The organism is Chryseobacillus diguaensis (assembly GCF_049220665.1).
Taxonomy (GTDB): domain Bacteria; phylum Bacillota; class Bacilli; order Bacillales; family Bacillaceae; genus Metabacillus_B.
The window spans coordinates 155772-175961 of sequence record NZ_JBMKNV010000003.1 but is presented as its reverse complement, the minus strand read 5'-3'; the positions used below and the strand labels follow the sequence as shown (position 1 = coordinate 175961).

The window sequence follows — 20190 nt, the reverse complement described above, 5'->3', positions numbered from 1 at the left end:
AGCCGAAGTTCAAAGGCGGTAAGTATGCTTTCTTTGTTAAAAGGGTTGCAGCCTTGCCCTTTCTCTCTGAAAACCGTTCAGCATCCTCGTGTCCTTATCGCAACTTTTCATTATCGTTCAATTACCTCGTATTATAGATGGTTTTGAAATAAAAATCAAGACAGCATGGAAGAATCCCCCTGCAAGGGCTGCATTGTTCTTATTGGATATATTTTCACCTTTTCCTGAAAAATATTCTGTATCGTCTGCACCATTCCATGCTCCGGGTCATCTGTGTAAATCAGTACGGCATTCGGCGCCATGCAAACGAGAGGTGCAAGAAGAGCCGAATCAATATACATAGGATGATGGTATAAAAGAGAACGGTCAACATATTTCCGCAGATCCTGCTCAGGCATTTCCTGAAGGTGTTCATCACAGATGATAAACCGTTTTTTATAAATGATATGAATTTTTTCAAACTGCGGTGACTTTGACAGGACGTAATCCCGCAAAAATTGAATAAAATTCTGATACTCCTGCTCCAGTTTATATTCCTCTATCGCTACTTCTGCATAATGGTTCAATCGTTTTCTGTATTCATGAAGCCGAAACGTTAAGAAGGATTCAAAAGAAAAAGCAAGATTAGGCTTTAATAAATTTTCTAAGGCAGACTGAATACATTCTGTACGATCAATGAACTTCTGGATATTCGGGATATCCGATCTCTCCCCGTCCATTATAGATTGGGCTATATGTAAAATTTGCTGCTGCTCATCTTTGTCTGTAAAGAAAAATTGGTTTTCCACTACTGAAAGAATCAGCAAATTCTCCTTCTGCTCAATAATAAACTGAATAATAGCAGGGATAACAAAGGAATCAATGAAGGTTTGCAGATCACTTGAATCTATATGAACCTGATTTGGCGGTACTAGGTGAATGAATTTTCCGCTGCTTGCAGGCAGGTGCTCCAGCCTGCTGAAAAAAGACTGGGCATCATCATAAGAATTAAAACTGATTTCAAGCATGTTTGTCCCCCCTTAATACAAAACATCTGATTTTATATATATGGGGAGATATTCTTTTTTAGACTCCGAAAAACATTATTGCTTCGGAAAAAAAGCGCCTTTTTACACAAGGCTATTGTTCCCTAGTTGAAAACAGGCAAAAAGAAAACAGGCCTGTAAAAGCCTGTTCGAAGGTTTATTCTCTTCTGTTTTTTCCGGCAAGCTGCACAGGGACAGATAAATGCTTGATCCGCTCCATAATTCTTGCCGCTTTCACTGGCTCTTCCTCTCCCCTTTGCGTATAGGACAAATGATGATTCAGCTGATTCAAATCAAAGTTCGATGTGAAAAAGGTCGGCAAATTTTCAAGCATTCTGTATTGAAGGATCGTTCCAAGTATATCGTCCCTCATCCAGCTTGACATGGATTCCGCTCCAATATCATCCAGCATCAAAACAGGGATGGTTTTGACAGCCTCCATTTTGCTCTCCATGGAATTGTCACTGAACGAGTTTTTTAATTCCCTCATAAATTCAGGAATATAAAGAAGCATGGAGGAAATACGGTTCTCTGCCAGTTCATTTGCAATGGCTCCAAGGATATACGTTTTGCCAACGCCAAAAGGTCCGTGAATATACATCCCTTTTGCAGGCTTACCGGAAACATATGTCTCTACAAAATCCTGGGACATTGAAACAACTTTGAGCCTTGATGGTTCATCAAGATCAATATTATCAAGATGTGCCGCCAGTATTTCTTTTGGAATATACATGCTTTTGATGAGAGATTCATGCTTCCTGCGCTCATCATACACTTCTTTCGATGGACATTTATCGTATTGAAGATCAATCGTTTTCCCCTGCAGCACTAAATGAGGGTGATAGCCCTGAACCAAATTTTTGCATTCTCCAAGACTTGGACAGTCAGAACAATTTTTACTTTGCCCTATATACTCGTAAAGCTTGATCAGACTTCTATCTATAATGTCATCATTCAGCTCATCTTTATGGAGCTCAAGGAACGGCTTGACATCAGGATGGCTGGTCACTTCCTTTTTTAAACCCTGCAGCCTTGTCTGGAAGTCTTCTCTACCAGTCACGTTTTTCATTGCCTGGCCTATTTGTTCCATCATCTTTCACCTGCCTTCTAAGCTATCTATTGGCTGTTCTTATTTTTATATTTTTTTATCCGTTCAGCAAGCTTTTGTCTTTCCAGTTCAAAATCGTCCTTTGCATTTGTTTCTGTGCTGCTTTCCTGTTCTTTACCCTCTTCTGTCTTAAGCCAGTCAGGCAACATTTCTTTACGGACTGATTTTCTTCTTTGTGCGGGCTTATTTTTAGCTTCGGCCCATTCCATATATTGCTGCTGCTCTTTTTTGGCCAATTCCATTGCTTCATCAACCGTTTTAATATTTTTTCTCGCCCAATGGCCAGCTATTTTCTGAACATATCCTTTTGAAAGCTTCATATCTGTCTTAAGCATTACATAGTAAATTAACACATTGACGACGCCTGGGTACAGCTTTTGCTGAAACATCACATCTTCAATAATCTGCAGATCCGATAGCGGAGGTTCTCCGCCTTCAGCAATGTCTCTCAAAAATTGATAAGGAGAAATGTTTTCCAGCTGAAACGCAAGCTCTTCTTCCTTCGTTAAGGTTTCTTTTTTTTGCACCGTTCTATACGGCAAAGGCTGAATTTTTTCAGACAGCCTTGGCGTCTGCTCGCCGTGCTCAAATTTATACCAATCCCTTGCCGACTTGCGGAGTTCTTCTTCGTCTATCGTCTCATCGGGCAGGATGGCATTCATTAATATATTCTTCATTTGAATGGCATCCATTCCGTAAATATAGGACAGCTTTTTAATGGTTTCTTTTACGGAATCATTAATGGCTTTTTTCGGAATAATGGCTTCAGATAATCCAGCAAAAAGAAGGTCAAAATCGAAAACAGAATCGTCGAGAAGTGTTCTTCTGCCTTGTGCTTCAGTCATATATTCACTATTTTCTTCTTCGTTCTGTTCAGGCAGCTGACTTGTCAATTCACTCGGCTGTAAAGTTTGGTAAACGTCGTTAAAGGATTTAGTCATATCTTTCAAATTTTCCGGAAGACTTTCATCACAGAAAAATTTTTTCAAGCTTACGTATCTTTTCCTGCCAAGCTTGTTATACAAATAAATATTTAACATGCCATCCTGAAAAAACAGATCCGGTTTTAAAGGCGCCTGAAGTTCATAAATAAACACTTTAAAATCCTGTTCTTCTTTTAAATAAGTTTTTAATAACCCGATTCCTTCAAGCTTAATTCTCAAGCGGTAAATTTCTTTCAGATTGCACTGCATGGCTGCCATCAAGCTGTGATGGGAGCTCTCTTTTCCCCAAAGCCGATTTTGTTCCAGTTCTCCCCAAAGTGTCATATACAAGGCAAGACTATTCGGACCAATAAGCGGCTGATAAAGCATAGTGATAATTTTTCGGTCAAAATCGTTCAGCACCCCGCTGCTTCTTGTAATGTATCGGTCTGGCGGAATGAGTTCTTTCCAATGATGGTCCATATTGCTCCTTACCTTTCAAAGCTTTTTTATCCAGGCTATTTCCGCTGCCTTCTCCGGCCCTGCAGGGATAATAGCAAAAAAGAGCTTGGTAAAACATCCCCAAGATCCCTTTAGCGTTCTTTTTTAATCAAATCCTTGAGTTCCTCAATGAAGACATTAATATCTTTAAATTGCCTGTACACAGATGCGAAACGAACATAAGCCACCTCGTCGACCTGGGCAAGCCTGTCCATGACCATTTCTCCAACCATTTCGCTTTTCACTTCAGAAACGCCATTGTTGCGAAGCTCTTTTTCAATATCGGCTACAATATCTTCAAGCTGTTTAAGAGGCACAGGTCTTTTTTCGCAGGCTTTGATAAGCCCTCGCAAAACTTTCTCCCTGCTGAATTCTTCTCTGGTTCCTTCTTTTTTGACAACAATCAGCGGAATTTCCTCTACTTTTTCAAATGTAGTAAAGCGGTATTGGCACTCTTCGCATTCCCTGCGGCGGCGGATTGCCTTTCCTTCATCCACAGGGCGGGAATCCAATACTCTTGTCCCATTATGGTGGCATGCTGGACACTTCATTCACTCATCAGCTCCTTTCAGAAAATTTAGCATGAACAAGAAGCAGTTTAAGAGCGCGGGTAAAGTCCCGACCCTATGTAAGGAAGAGTAGAATCAAGCTTACGATAAAAATCCTGAATAACTTTTCTGCTGTAGCCGAAGTCAGTCGGCAATGGGGTTTCAGTGGTTACAGAAAAATCTACGGCTGTTTCGAATGGCCGAACGGAAATTATCGTCACAATAATCAGAACTTTTTTCGGCTTCGTGATCGTCACGCTGATCTCGCCGCGTTCTTCCGATACGGAAGTAACCGTTCCGTCTTTCGTTGATTTTGCCAATGTCTGAACAGCTTCCATTGCTTTTTTAACAGTTGTTTTATAATAATGGCTTCTTAAGTTCCCGTCCAAATGTTCTTCAGAAGTTTCTGTATGTGTAGAGAAAAAAGCCTGAATTTTTCCTAGTAAGCTCATTTTGTTTCTCCTTTTAGCCGTTATCTGTCTGTGTCTGTTAGTCTGCATCCATCATTCTTTATGTACATTACATTAATCATACTATTATAATACTTAATTTCGGAAAAAATCAAAAGAGGTGTGAAAGAATCTTCACACCTCAAATAAATCCATAATCAACTTGTCATAATCTGCGTGTTATCAAAGTACTTTGGCTTGTGGCTGTTTAACTTGCACAGGACCCATGCCACGCGGAATTTCTATATTTTCTCTTGTTTGCGCTCCTAGAGCTTCTGCAATATAATCAGCAGCAACGTTCGGATTAAGATCTCCGCATGTGTAGACATCTATACTTGCGTAGCCGTGCTCAGGAAAACTGTGAATAGTCAGGTGAGATTCAGAGATAATAACAACTCCGCTTACTCCCTGAGGTGCAAATTTATGAAAAGCAACCTCGCGGACTTCAGCTCCAGATTTAAGTGCAGCATTGACAAATGTTTTTTCAATATATTCCATATCGTTTAATTTTTCAAAATCGCATCCCCAAAGCTCCGAGATTACGTGACGACCCATTGTTTCCATATTCATTTATCCCCCTTAATAAGATTTGACAGCATGAAGATCTTCGCATATCGGCGTTATGCTTTACTACCACGGGGGAAAGTTAGTCCAAAGAGGTCCTAACCCTTTAAGTAGCCACAAAACCTGCGAATAAGAAGTTCACGAAAAATAGTATACTTCTTGAACAGCATTTTTGCAACATACTTTTACAAAAAATTTATATTCCGAAGTGCCCTTTTTTTCCTCCAAGCTTTCCCTTACTACTTTATAGCCTGTCTTAAATCCACTAAACATAAAATTAGAAAATGCTTCTTATCGGTCCCAGTGAATAAGAGACTGATTAAGTTTTTTCAGCATTTTTTCAAGTAAATCCAAGTCTTCTCCTGGCCACTCCTTAAGGATTTGTGAGTATGCCTTTGACCTCGCATTTTTTACATCCTGATAAACGGTTTTTCCTTTTTGCGTAATTTCAATCAAGCTGATTCTTCTGTTGTTTTCATCAGGAAAACGGACAACAAAACCTTTATCCTCCAATGAAGCGATTTGTCTGCTTGCTGTTGAAACATCTAACTTTAAGTCGTCCGCAATAGCATTGATCGCCTGCGGACTTCTAAGACTTAATTTGCTTAAAAGAAGATAGCCAGACCTGTCCAATCTCGTCTTTTTTGGATTTAAAGCCGTTGTGAGCCTGCTTAATAATGCTATCTCATGCTCTATATTTTCAAGGGTATTTTCCATTTCATTTCCCTCATTCCCTAACTGTTGTCTTTTATTAAGGCTGATGCTGCTATTCTTGTATTATGCATTAAATTCCTGTGAGCCTGCCACTTTTTTCAATCCATTTCGAGCTTTCACCTTGAAATCCCATTATATCATTGTATATTACAACTTGTATAATACAATATAAAAGCGAAAAGTGTTTGATGTTTTGGGAGGAGTTTTACTTGGAAGATACACATTTCACAATAAATACAGGAGTAAGGGAAATTAGCATCCCGAAGTATTTAGTTGTTTCGTTTTTGACCATTTTTTCCATTGGACCGCAGTATTTTTTAAACATGTCCTATACACTTAACCAGCTTGTAATACAGAACGGCTTTACTGCAAGCAATAACGGAATGCTTATGCCTTCTATCCTTTCGAATCTGGCATTCGCTTTCGGAGTGCCTCTCGGACCGGTGTTAAGCAGGAAGTTCGGGCTTAAATATACGTACATGTCATTTGTTTTTCTCTTTTTTATTGGTTCTGTCATCAATTTTTTGTCTCCCGATCTAACTATTTTTGTCATCGGAAGAATCATCCAAGGCTTGAGTGCGGGAATGGTGTTTTTAACCATATTGCCCCAAAGCTTGCGATCCTTTCCAAACAAAATCAGGAATACCTTTTTAATCATGGCAATTGGCGGCCTTTTTGGCTCGTCTGCGTTCGGTGCTTTTTCAGGCGCCATTTCATTAAGTGTGGACAGCTGGCGCTGGCTCTTTTTAGTCAGTATGTTTACTTCCATCTTGTGTTTGATTGTCGGTGCTTTACTGCTGCCCTCTGATAACACACAAGAATTAGATAAAAGAAAAATCGATAAGCTTGGTTTGGGTTTACTTGCACTGATTACCGTATTATTTGCTTTCCCGCTTTTGAATCTGCAAAATCTGGGATTCAAATCTCTTTATGTCTGGCCATTCTTTGCAGGTGTACTCATTTTGCTCTTTCTTTTTATTTATATTGATTACAATTCAGCTAACCCGCTTGTTCCTTTCAAGGCACTTAAAGGACCTAAGCCGCTTTTCGGATTGCTAATGGCTATTGTCGCCCACGTTGCCTTTATTATTGCTTTAGCCGGAGTAAATGGGTATTTGCGGAATATTAAAGGAACGACCTTTGGATCCATGACGAACTTTTACATTTGGCTGTACGTCGGGATCTTAGTATCAGCTCTTCTGTGCGCACTTTTATACGATAAGCTTGGCGCAGGTTTTCTCGGGATTATGGGGTCACTTGTTATCATTATTGTGACCTATCAATGGAGATCCATGTCAGAAGACACTTCTCTTACTCTTTTATGTGTACAGTTTGCCTTTTTAGGTGCAGGCATCAGTATGACGCTTGTATCAGGAGCGCTTGGCACAGCTTTAGCAGGTGACCTGCATAAGGCTGGGCTAAGATCTGTTTCTCTCCATTTTACGAGGAACCTTATGTTCTTTCCCGCAACGCATTCCATTACGAAACGATTCGCGGACAGGTCTCACTGACGGATCCTGAAGTCAGAACACAAGTGGAAGAGATGACAAGACAGTTTGTGGCGAATGGACTTCCCCTTGCTGATGCAAAAGCAAATGTTACGGCCGCTATTTTAGGGCAGTCGCAGAAGCTGTCTTTGCTCGATTCATATAACGATCTTTTCAGTATCCTTATGTGGCTTGGTGTGATTACTTTAGCCGCATCAATCGGGAAAATGCTTACTGGTAAGGGCAGAGCGCTGAGAAGAAAAGAAGAAAAAGCTCAGGTTAAGCATGAAGAGCCTCTTCAGCTTGCAGCCCCTTCACATCAAAAATAAGAAAATTAAAAAGCAACCAGCGATCGCAATTGCCGGATGCTTTTTTTATGGCTCTATTCTTTAAACTTTGCTGCATCTCAGCTTAAATTTCGTTTCTGCTTCGGCAGGAATTTTAAGAAAAGATGCCGCGAAGACATCTAATTAAAATACTATGTTAAACAACTGAGAGCCTTCTGTTTTCTTCTGCTACAAGATTCATCAGTTCTGCAACCCTGCAGGAATACCCCCACTCATTATCATACCAGGAAAGTACCTTCACTTTTCGGCTGCCGATAACCATAGTGGATAGCCCATCAACTATAGCAGAATGAGGATTTGTATTAAAATCTACTGAAACAAGCGGTTCATCTGTATACTCAATGATTCCTCTCAGTGTTCCATTGGAAGCTGCCAAAAAAGCCTGATTGATTTCTTCTGCTGTTACCTCCTGCTTCAGGTCAACAACAAGATCAACAAGGGAAACATTCGGTGTTGGCACTCGCAATGCCATGCCGTGAAGCTTGCCTTTTAAATGCGGCAAAACAAGTGAGAGTGCTTTTGCTGCTCCTGTCGTTGTCGGAATAATCGACTGGGCGCAAGCTCTCGCTCTCCTCAAATCTTTATGAGGATTGTCAATGTTCTTTTGATCATTTGTATAGGAATGAATGGTTGTCATCAGTCCATTTTCGATGCCGAACTGTTCATCCAGTACCTTTACAATTGGTGCAAGGCAATTGGTTGTACAGGAAGCGTTTGAAATAATTGTGTGGATATCGCTGTTATACATTTCATCATTGACACCCATTACGATGGTAATGTCTTCATTTTTTCCAGGTGCTGTTAAAATGACTTTGCGGGCACCAGCTTCAACATGGGCCTTCGCTTTTTCACGCGAATTAAACTTCCCAGTCGCTTCAATCACAATATCTATATTCAATTTATGCCATGGCAGCTCCAGTGGATTGCGGCTTGCAAGCAGCAAAACCTTATGTCCGTTTACAATTAAATGGTCTCCTGCAGGGATTACTTCTCCTTCAAAACGACCATGATTTGTATCATATTTTATAAGATGCGCCAGCGTTTCTGCCGGATAACTTGCATTAATGGCCACAATATTGACATTACCTTCAAGAATCGCTTTTCGAAACACCATTCTCCCTATTCTCCCAAACCCATTGATTGCAACATTTGCTTTCATTAAATTGCTCCTTCCGGCTTTTGTGTTATACTCTTAAGTTTTTTTCTTCTATTAGTATATCACATTTAAGGTATTTAGGAAGGTGAAAGCGCTTATTTTTTATAAAAAGGTGATACTTTTTTCTATATAAAAAAGCTCACAGGATTCCCTATGAGCTCATTCAAAAGATCCAATTAAATGTTCCACATTCTGAATAAATCCTGAAGCTGCTCTTTTGTTTCAAGCAGTGTGCCATTGTTATCAATAACGGCATCTGCCAGCTTCTTTTTTTCAGTCAAGGGCATCTGAGAGGAAATTCTCATAGCAGCTTCTTCCTCTGTATAACCATTACGTTCCATTAACCGCTTCAGCTGCACCTCATCATCTGTAAAAACTAGAAGGGTAACATCTGCAAAATGAGCCAGTTTGCTTTCAAACAGGAGAGGAATATCCAGCACAACGGCTTTTTCCCCATTTGATTTCGCTTCATCCCTCTTTTTCAGCATCTCTTCCCTCACAGCAGGATGTACAATACTGTTCAGGATCTCCCTTTTTGCAGCGTTTTGAAAAATAATTCCGCCGAGCTTCTGCCGGTCAAGGGAACCATCACCCTTTAAAATGTCCCGTCCAAAAGCTTTTATTATTTTTTCCAAGGCAGGTTTTCCCGGATCAACAGCTTCTTTTGCTATAATATCTGCATCAATAATGGGATAGCCCCAATCTCTAATCATATTGGAAACGGTGCTTTTCCCGCTTGCAATGCCTCCTGTGAGCCCTATTACAAGTGTCATTCCCTTGCCTCCCTACAATTTCCAGATCCCTATTAAAATAAGTAAAATTCCAGGTATGAATGTGAATTTTTCAAGCCATGATAAAGCTGAAAAAAGTCTGCCTGATCTTAGTCCCATTATGAGAAACACAGAGCTCATAACTGCAACTGAGATGCTTAGTACAATAGGCGAATAGCCGAGGAGTGCTGCACCAAATCCCGCCCCAAAGGAATCCAGTGAGAGCGCAAGCCCAAGCAAAAGCGCTTCAATTCCGTTAATAGCCCCTGATTTGTCAATATCAGCACAAGAGGGCCTTCTTAAAATATGAATCACAATTCCCAGTGATTTTATTTCCAAGTTAAAAATCGTTTTTTCATCTTCGTCAGGTATGTGTTCTTTTTCAGGAAGGAAAAATTGGATCAGCACCCATGCTCCGATCGCAATAAGGATGTATCCTCCAAGCTCTTTTGTCACCGATTCTGGAAATACCGCTATCAGCGCATGGCCTATAAACATCGCAGCAAGCAAGCTTGCCGCTGAACAGCACGCAATGATAAAAATGGACTTCCCCGGAATTTTGGTCTTGCGCAAGCCATACGTAAAACCCACAGAAAAACTGTCAAGGCTGACAGCAATCGCTAAAATAAAAAGCTGCAAAGAAATCAACGTGACCCTGCCCCTTTCTGACAAAACTAATACAGTATATGACTTTTGCCCAAAAAGAGTTAAAGGCAGGGCTTGGCTAATTTATTTTATTTTTTGGCAGCTTGCGCAATAATGTGTCCCTCTGCCTCCTGTAACTTTTTTCTGAATTTCCGCTCCGCATCTTTTGCACGGCTCTCCTTTTCGGCCGTATACATACAGCTGAATCTGAAAAGAACCGATTTTACCCTGTGAATTGACATAGGATCGTATGGTGCTACCTCCGCTGTCAACAGCTTCGAGAAGGGTAGTCACTATTTCTGTATGAAGTCTTTTTATTTCCATTTCGTCAAGCTCCGAAGCAATGCGCTCTGGATGAATCCCTGCTCTGAACAAAGACTCATCTACATAAATGTTGCCGAGGCCAACGACAATCCGCTGATCAAGCAGCACGGTTTTTATAAACCGCTTCGTATTTTTCAATTTTCCAGCTAAATAGTCAGGACTGAAATCGTCCATAAAGGGTTCAGGACCAAGCTGGGATAAAGGAAGCTCTGTTTCCTCCTGACCTTTTTTGAACAGATGCATCGTTCCGAATTTACGCACATCTCTGTATCGAAGCTCACTGTTATCCGTAAACCGGAATAAGACATGTGTGTGTTTATCATACTCATCCGATGATTTGTGGAGGGCATACCGCCCCTCCATTCTTAAATGAGAAACGAGCACATAATCATCTAAAGAGATCAGCAAAAACTTCCCTCTTCGTCCTACATCCAAAATGGTCTGTCCCTTTAGTGCGTCTTGAAACTGTCTTGCATCATCCGGTTTTTTTACGAGCTTTGGCCAATGAACGATCACAAGCTCAATCGTTTTTCCTTTTACAAGCTCAAGCAGGGTCCTTCTGACTGTTTCTACTTCTGGCAGTTCCGGCATAATAATCCTTCTTTCTATTTTGCGTCATACCAGGAAGGACCATAGGAATAATCCACTTTCAGCGGCACATTCAGTTCAACCGCATGTTCCATAACCTCTGGCACTAGTTTCTCCAGTTCTTTAATCTCTTCCTCAGGTGCTTCAAAAATCAATTCATCGTGCACTTGAAGAAGCAGCTTTGCCTGAAGATTTTTTTCTTTTAATTGAAAAGCCATATCAATCATCGCTTTTTTTATGATATCTGCGGCACTTCCCTGAATAGGGGTATTCATCGCCGTTCTTTCTGCAAAACTCCGCAGATTAAAATTTCTGCTCGTTATTTCTGGAATGTATCTTCTCCGCTGAAGAAGCGTTTTAACATATCCATGCTCTTTTGCGTCAAGTATGGATTCATTCATGTACTCTTTGACACCCTGGAAGCTTTTTAAATAGCGGTCAATAAACTCTCCCGCTTCCTTTCTGGTGATCCCAAGACTTTGAGAAAGGCCGTAATCACTGATTCCGTAAACGATCCCGAAATTTACAGCTTTCGCTTGGCGGCGCATGTTTGATGTAACCTCATCTTTTTCCACGTGAAAGACATCCATTGCAGTTTTCGTATGAACATCCATATCATTTAAAAAGGCCTCTGTCAGATTTTCATCATTTGCAATATGGGCGAGCACACGAAGTTCAATTTGTGAATAATCAGCTGCAAACATGACCCATCCCTCTTTGGATGGTACGAATGCCTGCCTGATTTTTCTTCCTTCCTCCAGACGGATCGGTATATTCTGAAGGTTTGGATCTGTAGAGCTGAGCCTTCCCGTCTGAGTTAATGCCTGATTGAACCGCGTGTGAACCTTGTGAGTATCCTGATGAACGACCTTCAGAAGTCCTTCAATATAAGTCGAATTTAGTTTTCCAAGCTGGCGGTAATGAAGAATTTCACGAACCATTTCATGCTTGTCGGCAAGCTTTTCCAGCACATCCGCTGAAGTGGAATAGCCTGTTTTTGTTTTCTTTACAACAGGAAGCTTCAGTTTATCAAATAAAATGACACCAAGCTGTTTAGGAGAATTAATGTTAAAGGTTTCACCGGCCAATTCATAAATTTTTCCCTCCAGCGCCCTCAGCTGCCTGTTTAAATCTTCTCCCATCGCTTTCAGGCGTTCAACATCCACTTTGACACCTTGTGCCTCCATTTCAGCCAAAATGAGCGAGAGAGGCATTTCAAGCTCTTTCAAAAGCTCCAGCTGCTGATTCTCTTCCAGTTCCTCAAGCAGCCTGTCCTTTAACGCAAGAAGCGCAGCCCCCTTGCGTACAAGATGTTCTGCAAGCTGGTCCTCCTCCGGAACTCTTCGTTTAGCTCCTTTTAAGTAAACCGTCTCGTCCGGGTTCGCAATGTAAATTCCCTTCCCTCTTGCTACGCTAGATACATCCTCAATGGTTTCAGACGGATTCAGAATATACGATGCAAGGAAAACGTCAAAATCAACACCTTTAAGATTGATGTTTTTCCAGTTCAGAGCAACAGATGATTTTTTTGCATCAAAAACGATTTTCCTTTTGCTCTCATCCTCTGCCCATTTAATAAATTTTTCAGAATTCATGGCCTTCTGCACCGGGATGAAATAGCGGCCATTTTCATGTACAATGGCAAAGCCTTCAATTCCGCTTGTATGGTAATTGTCCTCCCACACTTCTACGATCAGCGCTGCTTCATCAGCAAGCATATCGTCCGTTACATTCTCTGCTTTAATAAAATCAATCTCTTCTATTTCATGTTCCTTGGTATCTTCCGGATCTTCCCCTAGCTTGTCTAAAAGGGAATTGAAGCCAAGTTCTTTAAAAATTTTTACGACATTCTGCTTCTCAAAGCCCTCATATTCGGTATCATCAAGCCCTATTTCAAGCGGTGCTTCGCAGTTTATTGTTGCTAGCTGCTTGCTCATAATCGCACTTTCACGATTTTCTTCAAGCTTTTCTTTCAGTTTTTTCCCGCTTACTTGATCGATTGATTCAAGGAGCTTTTCAAGTGTTCCGTATTCTTTTAAAAGCTTGATGGCCGTTTTTTCACCAACACCCGGTACGCCCGGAATGTTGTCAGATGAATCACCCATCAGGCCTTTCATATCAATTATACGATCCGGCGTCAGTCCATACTTTTCCATCACAAAATCAGGTGTGTAAGAATCAACATCGGTAATACCTTTTCTCGTAATATCCACGGTTGTCGCATCACTGACCAGCTGTGTTAAATCCTTGTCTCCCGAAATAACTTTTACAGCATAGCCTTCTGATTCAGCCTTTTTGGACAATGTTCCAATAATATCGTCCGCTTCATAGTTTTCAAGTTCATAACGGGATACCTTGTAAGCATCCAGGAGCTCTCTGATGAATGGAAACTGCTCTGATAGTTCCGGCGGTGTCTTTTGCCGCCCGCCTTTATATTCCTTATAGGTTTCATGCCTGAAAGTCGTTTTGCCGGCATCAAAAGCCACAAGCATGTGGGTCGGTTTTTCGTCCTCAAGAATCTTCATGAGGATCATCGTAAATCCGTAAATTGCATTCGTATGTATGCCTTTATCATTATTTAAAAGCGGAAGAGCAAAAAAAGCGCGATAAGCGATGCTGTTTCCGTCAATTAAAACAAGCTTCTTATTAGTCGTCAATGGCATTTCCTCCTCCTCCTCGAAATTTACACTGCGAATAGTATTTGTATATGAATGATCTGTCCGATATGCAGTTTATCTTATTTTAGCATGAGATAGTTAAGAAAGAAAAATAGAGGTGCGAGGCAAAAAAAGAGGACGAGACAGCTTGCGTCTCGTCCTTAAGATTGGCTCCTTGGATGAAGGGGTTTTCACCTATTATATTAGCAACTCTTTATTAAGTAAGATTTAACCACTTGTAAATAGTTTGTAAACTATTCTTCTGTATTTTCTTTATTAAACCTGACAGTGAAGACTGTTCCTTCCCCCACATCACTTTTGACTGTAATATAACCTTTATGAGCTTCAACTAAATGCTTCACGATCGCAAGACCAAGTCCTGTACCGCCAGAGTTTCTGCTTCTCGCCTTGTCCACGCGGTAAAAGCGTTCGAAAATCCTTGGTATTTCTTCTTTTTTTATTCCAACTCCCGTATCCCTGACCGTTACAACAGCATGACGCGGTTTGTTTTCCAGAATAACATTAACCTTTCCGCCTTTAGGTGTATAAGTTAAGGCATTATTAATCAGGTTTATGAAAATTTGTTTAATGCGGTTAACGTCTCCATATGCGTAAACATGGGAATCCTCGCTTTCCAGGGATAGAGAAACTTCTTTTTCATCTGCTTTCCCTGAAAGCATCACAACAATTTCTTCAAGTACTTCTTTTATATCACAATTCGAAACATTAAGCTTAAAGCCCTGCTGTTCAATTTTGGACAAATCAAGAAGATCTTGAATGAGAGATTGAAGTCTATCACTTTCCTTAAGGATAATAGAAAGGAAATACTCAAGTGTCTGACGGTCATCCATGGCGCCGTCGAGAAGTGTTTCAGTGAATCCTTTTAGAGAAGTGATCGGTGTTTTTAATTCATGGGAAACATTCGCCACGAAATCCTTTCTCATCTGTTCAAGCTTTTTCAATTCCGTTATGTCATGGAAAACAAGTACAATTCCCTTCCATTCATCGTTCGTCCCTATAATAGGAGCTCCATAAACCTCGAAGTGGCGCCTTTCAATATGAAGTGGAAGGAGAAGCTGCTTCCTTACCCTTACTTCTGTCATGAAAATTTCTTCGACAGTATCAATGATTTCCTGATGCTGAAAAGCTTCGTAATAAAGCTTATATAAAAAATCATCAGGTGCCACGTGAAACAATTCTTTGTAGGCGCGGTTAACGAGATTGATATAACCTCTGCCATCAATCAGTATCAGTCCGCTGCCCATATTTTCAATCAGAGTTTGAAGGCGGTCCTGCTGCATTTCCTGCGCTCTCGCCATATCCTGCAAATTGCGCGCTAAAACATTAATTGACTGGCTCAGCATTCCGGTTTCATCCAGATGATCCTCATAGGTCCTTGCTTTGTAATTCCCTTTTGCAAGCTCTATGGCAACCTTTGTTGCTGATTCAATCGGCCGTGTGTATTGAGAAGTGATCCTGACCCCAAGAAGGAGGATTACAATTAGAGCAAGCCCAAGACTTGTCACAAGCAAACCCCAAATTTGCTGATTCACCTGTTTAAGTGATTCAACTGGATTGGCTAAAACAAGGTAGCCTGTTTTTTTCCCGTCTTCATACAACGGCAGGCCGTAATAGAGGAGGTTATCATTTGAAATGGTAATATGAAAACCGTTCAGATTCTTTTTATATTTTGAGAGAATAATCTTTGCAATTTTTTGGCTGTTGTATTTCAATGCTCCATTTTGAGCAATGATATTTCCATTTGCATCTAAAATGGAAATATCTGATTTTACGATGCGGCCGACTTTTTCCAACGCTTGGGGCACTTTCTTTGATGAAAGGCTTTCTTCTGAAATGACAAGCTCCGTCAGCTTTGCTTCTTTCTCAACCCGGTCTTTGTATGTATTCATATAATAGCTGTTAAAAATTTGGCCCAGCAGCAGTCCGAGTCCAATTAGAACTGCAATAATGAGTGTAATCAGGGCAAACAGGAGTCTTGAACGAAACCTATTCATCCATTTTGGGCTCCTCTAGCTTGTAGCCTAGTCCTCTGATTGTCTTAATGTATAATGGTTTTTTTGTATTGCGTTCAATTTTTTCACGCAAGTGGCTGATATGTACATCCACAATTCTTGTGTCCCCTGCAAAATCATAATTCCATACAGCGCTTAGAAGCTGATCGCGTGTCAAAACTCTTCCTTTATGTTTTGCAAGATAAACCAAAAGTTCAAATTCTTTCGGCGTGAGCTCAAGCCTTTCTGCTCCATAATAGGCTTCATAATGCTCAGGAAGAATTTTCAGGTCTCCGATTATAATTTTTTCAGAAGTTTCTATTTCTCTTGGTTCAACATCTGAAGTAAATTGCGTTCTTCTTAAAATCGCTTTAATTCTGGCAACGAACTCTCTTGGACTGAAAGGCTTTGTCATATAATCATCAGCACCAAGTTCAAGACCTAAAACTTTATCAAATTCATCATCTTTTGCCGTCAGCATTAAAATAGGCACCATTATTTTCTGCTGTCTTAACTGTTTGCACACTTCAATGCCATCCATTTTAGGAAGCATCAAATCGAGAACCATCAACTCAGGATTTTCAATCAGTCCTTTTTGGAGCCCATCCTCCCCGTCCAATGCTGTTACAACATCGAATCCAGCTTGCTCCAAATTATATTGTAAAAGTGTTAAGATGGATTGTTCATCATCCACAACTAGAATTTTCTTACTCATACAGGCCTCCAGAGAAATAGTTTGTCTTCCTAGTTCTATTATAATCGAACCGTCAATAGTGCAAAATGGCTTTTATCATTTATTCTATCTCAACTTTTTCCAACAGGGGGAATGACAAGGGGGAATGACAAGGGGGAGATATAATGTGTTTTATATCCGTTTATATATTTTATTGCGATTATTAGATCTTTGTTAGCGCTCTTAAATCTTCGGGAGCGCTCTTATATCCCTGTCTTCGCTCTTAAATCTTCGGGAGCGCTCTTATATCCCTGTCTTCGCTCTTAAATCTTCGGGAGCGCTCTTAAATCCCTGTCTCCGCTCTTAAATCGTCGGGAGCGCTCATAAATTCCTGTCTCCGCTCTTAAATCTTTGGGAGCGCTCTTAAATCTTTGTAAGTGCTCATAACCTTGCAAAACCATCACTTCAATCAAGTATAATCATTCCTCCAAAGGTAATTTATACTCAAGTTCTCGATTTGTTCAAAAAAATTCACAAAAATGCTTCTATTCTGCTTAATAAAATTTCTTCTTTATGCAAAAGAAATTCGCTTCAAAAGGACACGGTTCTAAAAGATAAAAAAGACAAGCATCCATCTCAATACTTGCCTTCTTCTCAACACCTTTTTTTGTTTAGCATGTTAAAAATGATCCAGTGCATGCCCGTCCATTGCTTCAGGAAGGTAAGGAGGACATACTGTCAGATTTCCTAGAAGAATTGTTTCCTTTTTTTCATTTAATGCCTTTACTGTAATAATAATATGATGTTTTCGCAGAGATTGTTGCTGTTCGTAAATGCTTTTATCACGCATTGTAACTTGCTTCGGGGCATCTTTTCTTAAAGTTCCTGCCAAATCAAGGGTCCTGCAGCTGAAATTTAGAGCGAGAAGCAACAAAGTTTCCAGAAAAGAGCCTAATAATATGATGTTCCTTGAGGTCCACGTTCTTTACCATGAGCTGTAATTCGATCACACTGTAATGGCAGACAGGCTTTATAAATGATAGTTCCTGTTTCAGGATATGGCTTTCAGGGCCCGGCAAATATTTCAGCCGAACTAATCATTCCTGTTGCATTAGGCTTTGAATAATAGGTATTTTATATGGGGTCAGTAATGCATAGTCATGCTGGATATAGAGCGGGATGGCATCATCTGTCAGGGCGAGATAAAGCAGCAGTCTTCCATTTTTTCTGTAAAGGCCAGTTTTTCCCCTTCAGAAATATCCTCAAGGTGACGGCCCAGTTTTCATTTTTTTCCAAGCAGCATAAGTGACTCTCTTTTAATTGTAAACACTTATAATGAAGAACAAAAAAGAATCAGGGTAAAAACCCTAATTCAGTTAGATAAAACCTTCATCACACTTTTTACAGATTCAGCGGATTTTGATAGTGCTGATTTTTCTTCATCAGTCAATTCCAGCTCAATGATCTTTTCTAATCCATTGCCGCCAAGAATTGTTGGAACGCCAAGATAAATTCCGTCAAAACCATATTCCCCTTCTAGGTAAACGATAGATGGAATGACTCTGCGCTGGTCTTTCAAGATCGCTTCAACCATTTCAACAAGTGATGCAGCAGGTGCGTAATAAGCACTTCCGTTGCCTAAAAGATTAACGATTTCACCGCCGCCTTTGCGTGTTCTTTCAACGATCGCATCAAGACGCTCTTTAGGGATAAGCGTTTCTAATGGAATACCGCCTGCATAGGAGTAACGCACAAGAGGAACCATGTCATCACCATGACCGCCAAGTACAAATCCTGTAATATCCTTAACAGATAGATTCAATTCTTGAGCAACAAATGTACGGAAACGCGCTGAATCCAGCACTCCGGATTGTCCGATTACACGTTCTTTAGGGAAACCAGACTCTTTATATACAGCATAGGTCATCGCATCAACCGGGTTTGTCAGAACGACGATGATACAGTTCGGAGAGTATGAGACGATTTCCTTTGTAACACTGCGCATAATTTTTTCATTTGTCGCAACTAGGTCATCACGGCTCATACCAGGTTTGCGGGCAATTCCTGCTGTAATAACGACGATGTCAGAGTCTTTTGTATCTTCATAGCTTGAAGTACCAGTAATATTGGAATCAAAACCTTGAACAGGACTTGCTTCAAGCATATCCAAAGCTTTCCCTTTTGTAGGGTTTTCCATTTGCGGGATATCCACTAAAACAACATCGCCAAGTTCTTTCTGTGCAGCTAAAAATGCTGTTGTTGCTCCTGTAAAACCTGCCCCGATAACTGAAATCTTTTTACGTTTATTCATATTACTCCAACCCCTCTTAACGAAATAGTCATGAAAATACGGAATAAACGTCCGAACAGGGCCCGAACGTTTATTCCGCTACTATTATTTTGAATTAGCCCATGTTTTTGATTAGCTCATCACCAAATGCAGAACATTTCACTTCTGCAGCACCGTCCATCAGACGGGCAAAGTCGTAAGTTACAACTTTAGAAGCGATTGTTTTTTCCATCGATTTTGTAATTAAGTCTGCTGCTTCCTGCCATCCAAGATGCTCAAGCATCAATACGCCTGAAAGAATGACAGAAGACGGATTTACTTTATCAAGACCGGCATATTTAGGAGCTGTACCATGAGTTGCTTCAAAGATTGCATGGCCTGTTTCATAGTTGATGTTCGCTCCAGGAGCAATTCCGATTCCGCCTACTTGTGCTGCAAGGGCATCAGAGATATAGTCACCATTCAGATTCATTGTTGCAACCACTTCAAATTCGCTTGGACGAGTAAGAATCTGCTGAAGGAAAATATCAGCGATGCTGTCCTTCACGATAATTTTTCCTGCTGCTTCAGCTTCTTCTTGTGCTTTATTCGCAGCATCTTTACCTTCTTGTTCAACAAGGCGGTCATACTCAGCCCAAGTGAATACTTTGTCACCGAATTCTTGTTCTGCAAGCTCATAGCCCCAGTTTTTAAATGCGCCTTCAGTGAATTTCATGATGTTCCCTTTATGGACAAGGGTTACAGATTTGCGGTTGTGATCAATCGCATATTGAATTGCAGCGCGTACAAGACGGCTTGTACCTTCTTTTGAAACAGGCTTAATGCCGATGCCTGAAGTTTCAGGGAAACGGATTTTGTTAACGCCCATTTCTTTTGTAAGGAAGTCGATTACTTTTTGAACCTCTTCCGATCCTTGAGCATACTCGATTCCAGCATAAATGTCTTCCGTGTTTTCACGGAAAATAACCATATCAGTGTCTTCCGGACGTTTAACAGGTGAAGGAACACCTGTGAAGTAGCGAACAGGACGAAGACATACAAACAGATCAAGCTCCTGGCGAAGTGCCACATTTAAAGAACGGATACCGCCGCCTACAGGCGTAGTCAAAGGACCTTTGATTGCGATCATGTATTCGCGGATTGTATCAAGTGTTTCTTCAGGAAGCCAGCTTCCAGTTTGATCAAACGCTTTTTGGCCAGCCAAAACTTCTTTCCATACAATTTCTTTTTCACCGTTGTATGCTTTTTTTACAGCTTCTTCAAGAACACGGGATGCAGCTGCCCAGATATCAGGACCTGTGCCGTCTCCTTCAATAAAAGGAATGATTGCTTTGTTAGGTACATTCAATTCACCGTTTGTTACGGTAATTTTCTCTCCGTTTGCCATGATTGTTACCTCCAGAATATGT

19 protein-coding genes and 1 other annotated feature (1 of these 20 cut by a window edge) are annotated in these 20190 nt (G+C 40.6%); of the genes, 2 read left to right on the top strand and 17 right to left on the bottom strand.

The window, feature by feature from the left end; all coding sequences use genetic code 11:
* Nucleotides 1-110: a binding site (T-box leader), on the bottom strand; it reaches 133 nt to the left of the window's first position.
* 45 nt (nt 111-155) lie between these two features.
* From ytxC to ACOT8F_RS05905, 7 genes are all read right to left on the bottom strand, one after another.
* Nucleotides 156-1007 (bottom strand): putative sporulation protein YtxC, encoded by an 852-nt coding sequence (gene ytxC, locus ACOT8F_RS05935; protein WP_421650651.1) that lies wholly within the window; start codon nt 1005-1007, stop codon nt 156-158.
* A gap of 175 nt (nt 1008-1182) precedes the next feature.
* Nucleotides 1183-2115, bottom strand: a complete 933-nt coding sequence (dnaI, locus tag ACOT8F_RS05930; protein ID WP_421650914.1) for a primosomal protein DnaI — start codon at nt 2113-2115, stop codon at nt 1183-1185.
* Nucleotides 2116-2141: 26 nt separating this feature from the next.
* A complete protein-coding gene (locus ACOT8F_RS05925; protein WP_421650650.1) occupies nt 2142-3539 on the bottom strand; it encodes a replication initiation and membrane attachment family protein in 1398 nt (465 codons plus the stop codon).
* Between the two features lie 110 nt (nt 3540-3649).
* Nucleotides 3650-4108, bottom strand: a complete 459-nt coding sequence (gene nrdR / locus ACOT8F_RS05920) for a transcriptional regulator NrdR (protein ID WP_421650649.1) — start codon at nt 4106-4108, stop codon at nt 3650-3652.
* Nucleotides 4109-4155: 47 nt separating this feature from the next.
* Nucleotides 4156-4557 (bottom strand): cytosolic protein, encoded by a 402-nt coding sequence (locus tag ACOT8F_RS05915; protein WP_421650648.1) that lies wholly within the window; start codon nt 4555-4557, stop codon nt 4156-4158.
* Nucleotides 4558-4737: 180 nt separating this feature from the next.
* Entirely contained in the window at nt 4738-5118 is a 381-nt protein-coding gene (speD, locus tag ACOT8F_RS05910) for an adenosylmethionine decarboxylase (protein ID WP_421650647.1), read from the bottom strand.
* 291 nt (nt 5119-5409) lie between these two features.
* On the bottom strand, nt 5410-5835 hold the full coding sequence (locus tag ACOT8F_RS05905; RefSeq protein WP_421650646.1) for a MarR family winged helix-turn-helix transcriptional regulator: 426 nt from the start codon (nt 5833-5835) through the stop codon (nt 5410-5412).
* Nucleotides 5836-6041: 206 nt separating this feature from the next.
* Here ACOT8F_RS05905 and ACOT8F_RS05900 point away from each other — a divergent pair, with 206 nt between their 5' ends.
* Both ACOT8F_RS05900 and ACOT8F_RS05895 read left to right on the top strand, forming a co-directional pair.
* Nucleotides 6042-7343 (top strand): MFS transporter, encoded by a 1302-nt coding sequence (locus ACOT8F_RS05900; RefSeq protein ID WP_421650645.1) that lies wholly within the window; start codon nt 6042-6044, stop codon nt 7341-7343.
* Nucleotides 7344-7375: 32 nt separating this feature from the next.
* Complete coding sequence (locus ACOT8F_RS05895) at nt 7376-7648, top strand: hypothetical protein (protein ID WP_421650644.1); 273 nt, start codon at nt 7376-7378, stop codon at nt 7646-7648.
* Between the two features lie 154 nt (nt 7649-7802).
* On the opposite strand, the gene ACOT8F_RS05890 is transcribed toward ACOT8F_RS05895, so the two are convergent.
* From ACOT8F_RS05890 to icd, 10 genes are all read right to left on the bottom strand, one after another.
* A complete protein-coding gene (locus tag ACOT8F_RS05890) occupies nt 7803-8825 on the bottom strand; it encodes a glyceraldehyde-3-phosphate dehydrogenase (RefSeq protein ID WP_421650643.1) in 1023 nt (340 codons plus the stop codon).
* Nucleotides 8826-8998: 173 nt separating this feature from the next.
* Nucleotides 8999-9595, bottom strand: a complete 597-nt coding sequence (gene coaE, locus ACOT8F_RS05885; RefSeq protein ID WP_421650642.1) for a dephospho-CoA kinase — start codon at nt 9593-9595, stop codon at nt 8999-9001.
* Nucleotides 9596-9607: 12 nt separating this feature from the next.
* Complete coding sequence (gene ytaF, locus ACOT8F_RS05880) at nt 9608-10240, bottom strand: sporulation membrane protein YtaF (protein WP_421650641.1); 633 nt, start codon at nt 10238-10240, stop codon at nt 9608-9610.
* A gap of 81 nt (nt 10241-10321) precedes the next feature.
* Nucleotides 10322-11152, bottom strand: a complete 831-nt coding sequence (gene mutM / locus ACOT8F_RS05875) for a DNA-formamidopyrimidine glycosylase (RefSeq protein ID WP_421650640.1) — start codon at nt 11150-11152, stop codon at nt 10322-10324.
* Between the two features lie 14 nt (nt 11153-11166).
* Nucleotides 11167-13806, bottom strand: a complete 2640-nt coding sequence (polA, locus tag ACOT8F_RS05870; RefSeq protein ID WP_421650912.1) for a DNA polymerase I — start codon at nt 13804-13806, stop codon at nt 11167-11169.
* Between the two features lie 254 nt (nt 13807-14060).
* The gene (gene pnpS / locus ACOT8F_RS05865) at nt 14061-15821 is read right to left on the bottom strand and encodes a two-component system histidine kinase PnpS (RefSeq protein ID WP_421650639.1); all 1761 of its coding nucleotides are present in this window, start codon (nt 15819-15821) and stop codon (nt 14061-14063) included.
* Nucleotides 15814-16533 (bottom strand): winged helix-turn-helix domain-containing protein, encoded by a 720-nt coding sequence (locus ACOT8F_RS05860; RefSeq protein ID WP_421650638.1) that lies wholly within the window; start codon nt 16531-16533, stop codon nt 15814-15816. The genes pnpS and ACOT8F_RS05860 overlap by 8 nt, the downstream gene beginning before the upstream one ends.
* A gap of 637 nt (nt 16534-17170) precedes the next feature.
* Nucleotides 17171-17383 carry a hypothetical protein gene (locus tag ACOT8F_RS05855; RefSeq protein WP_421650637.1) on the bottom strand — a complete coding sequence of 71 codons (213 nt, stop codon included), beginning with the start codon at nt 17381-17383 and terminating at the stop codon, nt 17171-17173.
* A gap of 480 nt (nt 17384-17863) precedes the next feature.
* On the bottom strand, nt 17864-18802 hold the full coding sequence (gene mdh / locus ACOT8F_RS05850; protein ID WP_421650636.1) for a malate dehydrogenase: 939 nt from the start codon (nt 18800-18802) through the stop codon (nt 17864-17866).
* 94 nt (nt 18803-18896) lie between these two features.
* Complete coding sequence (gene icd, locus ACOT8F_RS05845; RefSeq protein ID WP_421650635.1) at nt 18897-20168, bottom strand: NADP-dependent isocitrate dehydrogenase; 1272 nt, start codon at nt 20166-20168, stop codon at nt 18897-18899.
* Between the last annotated feature and the right edge of the window lie 22 nt (nt 20169-20190).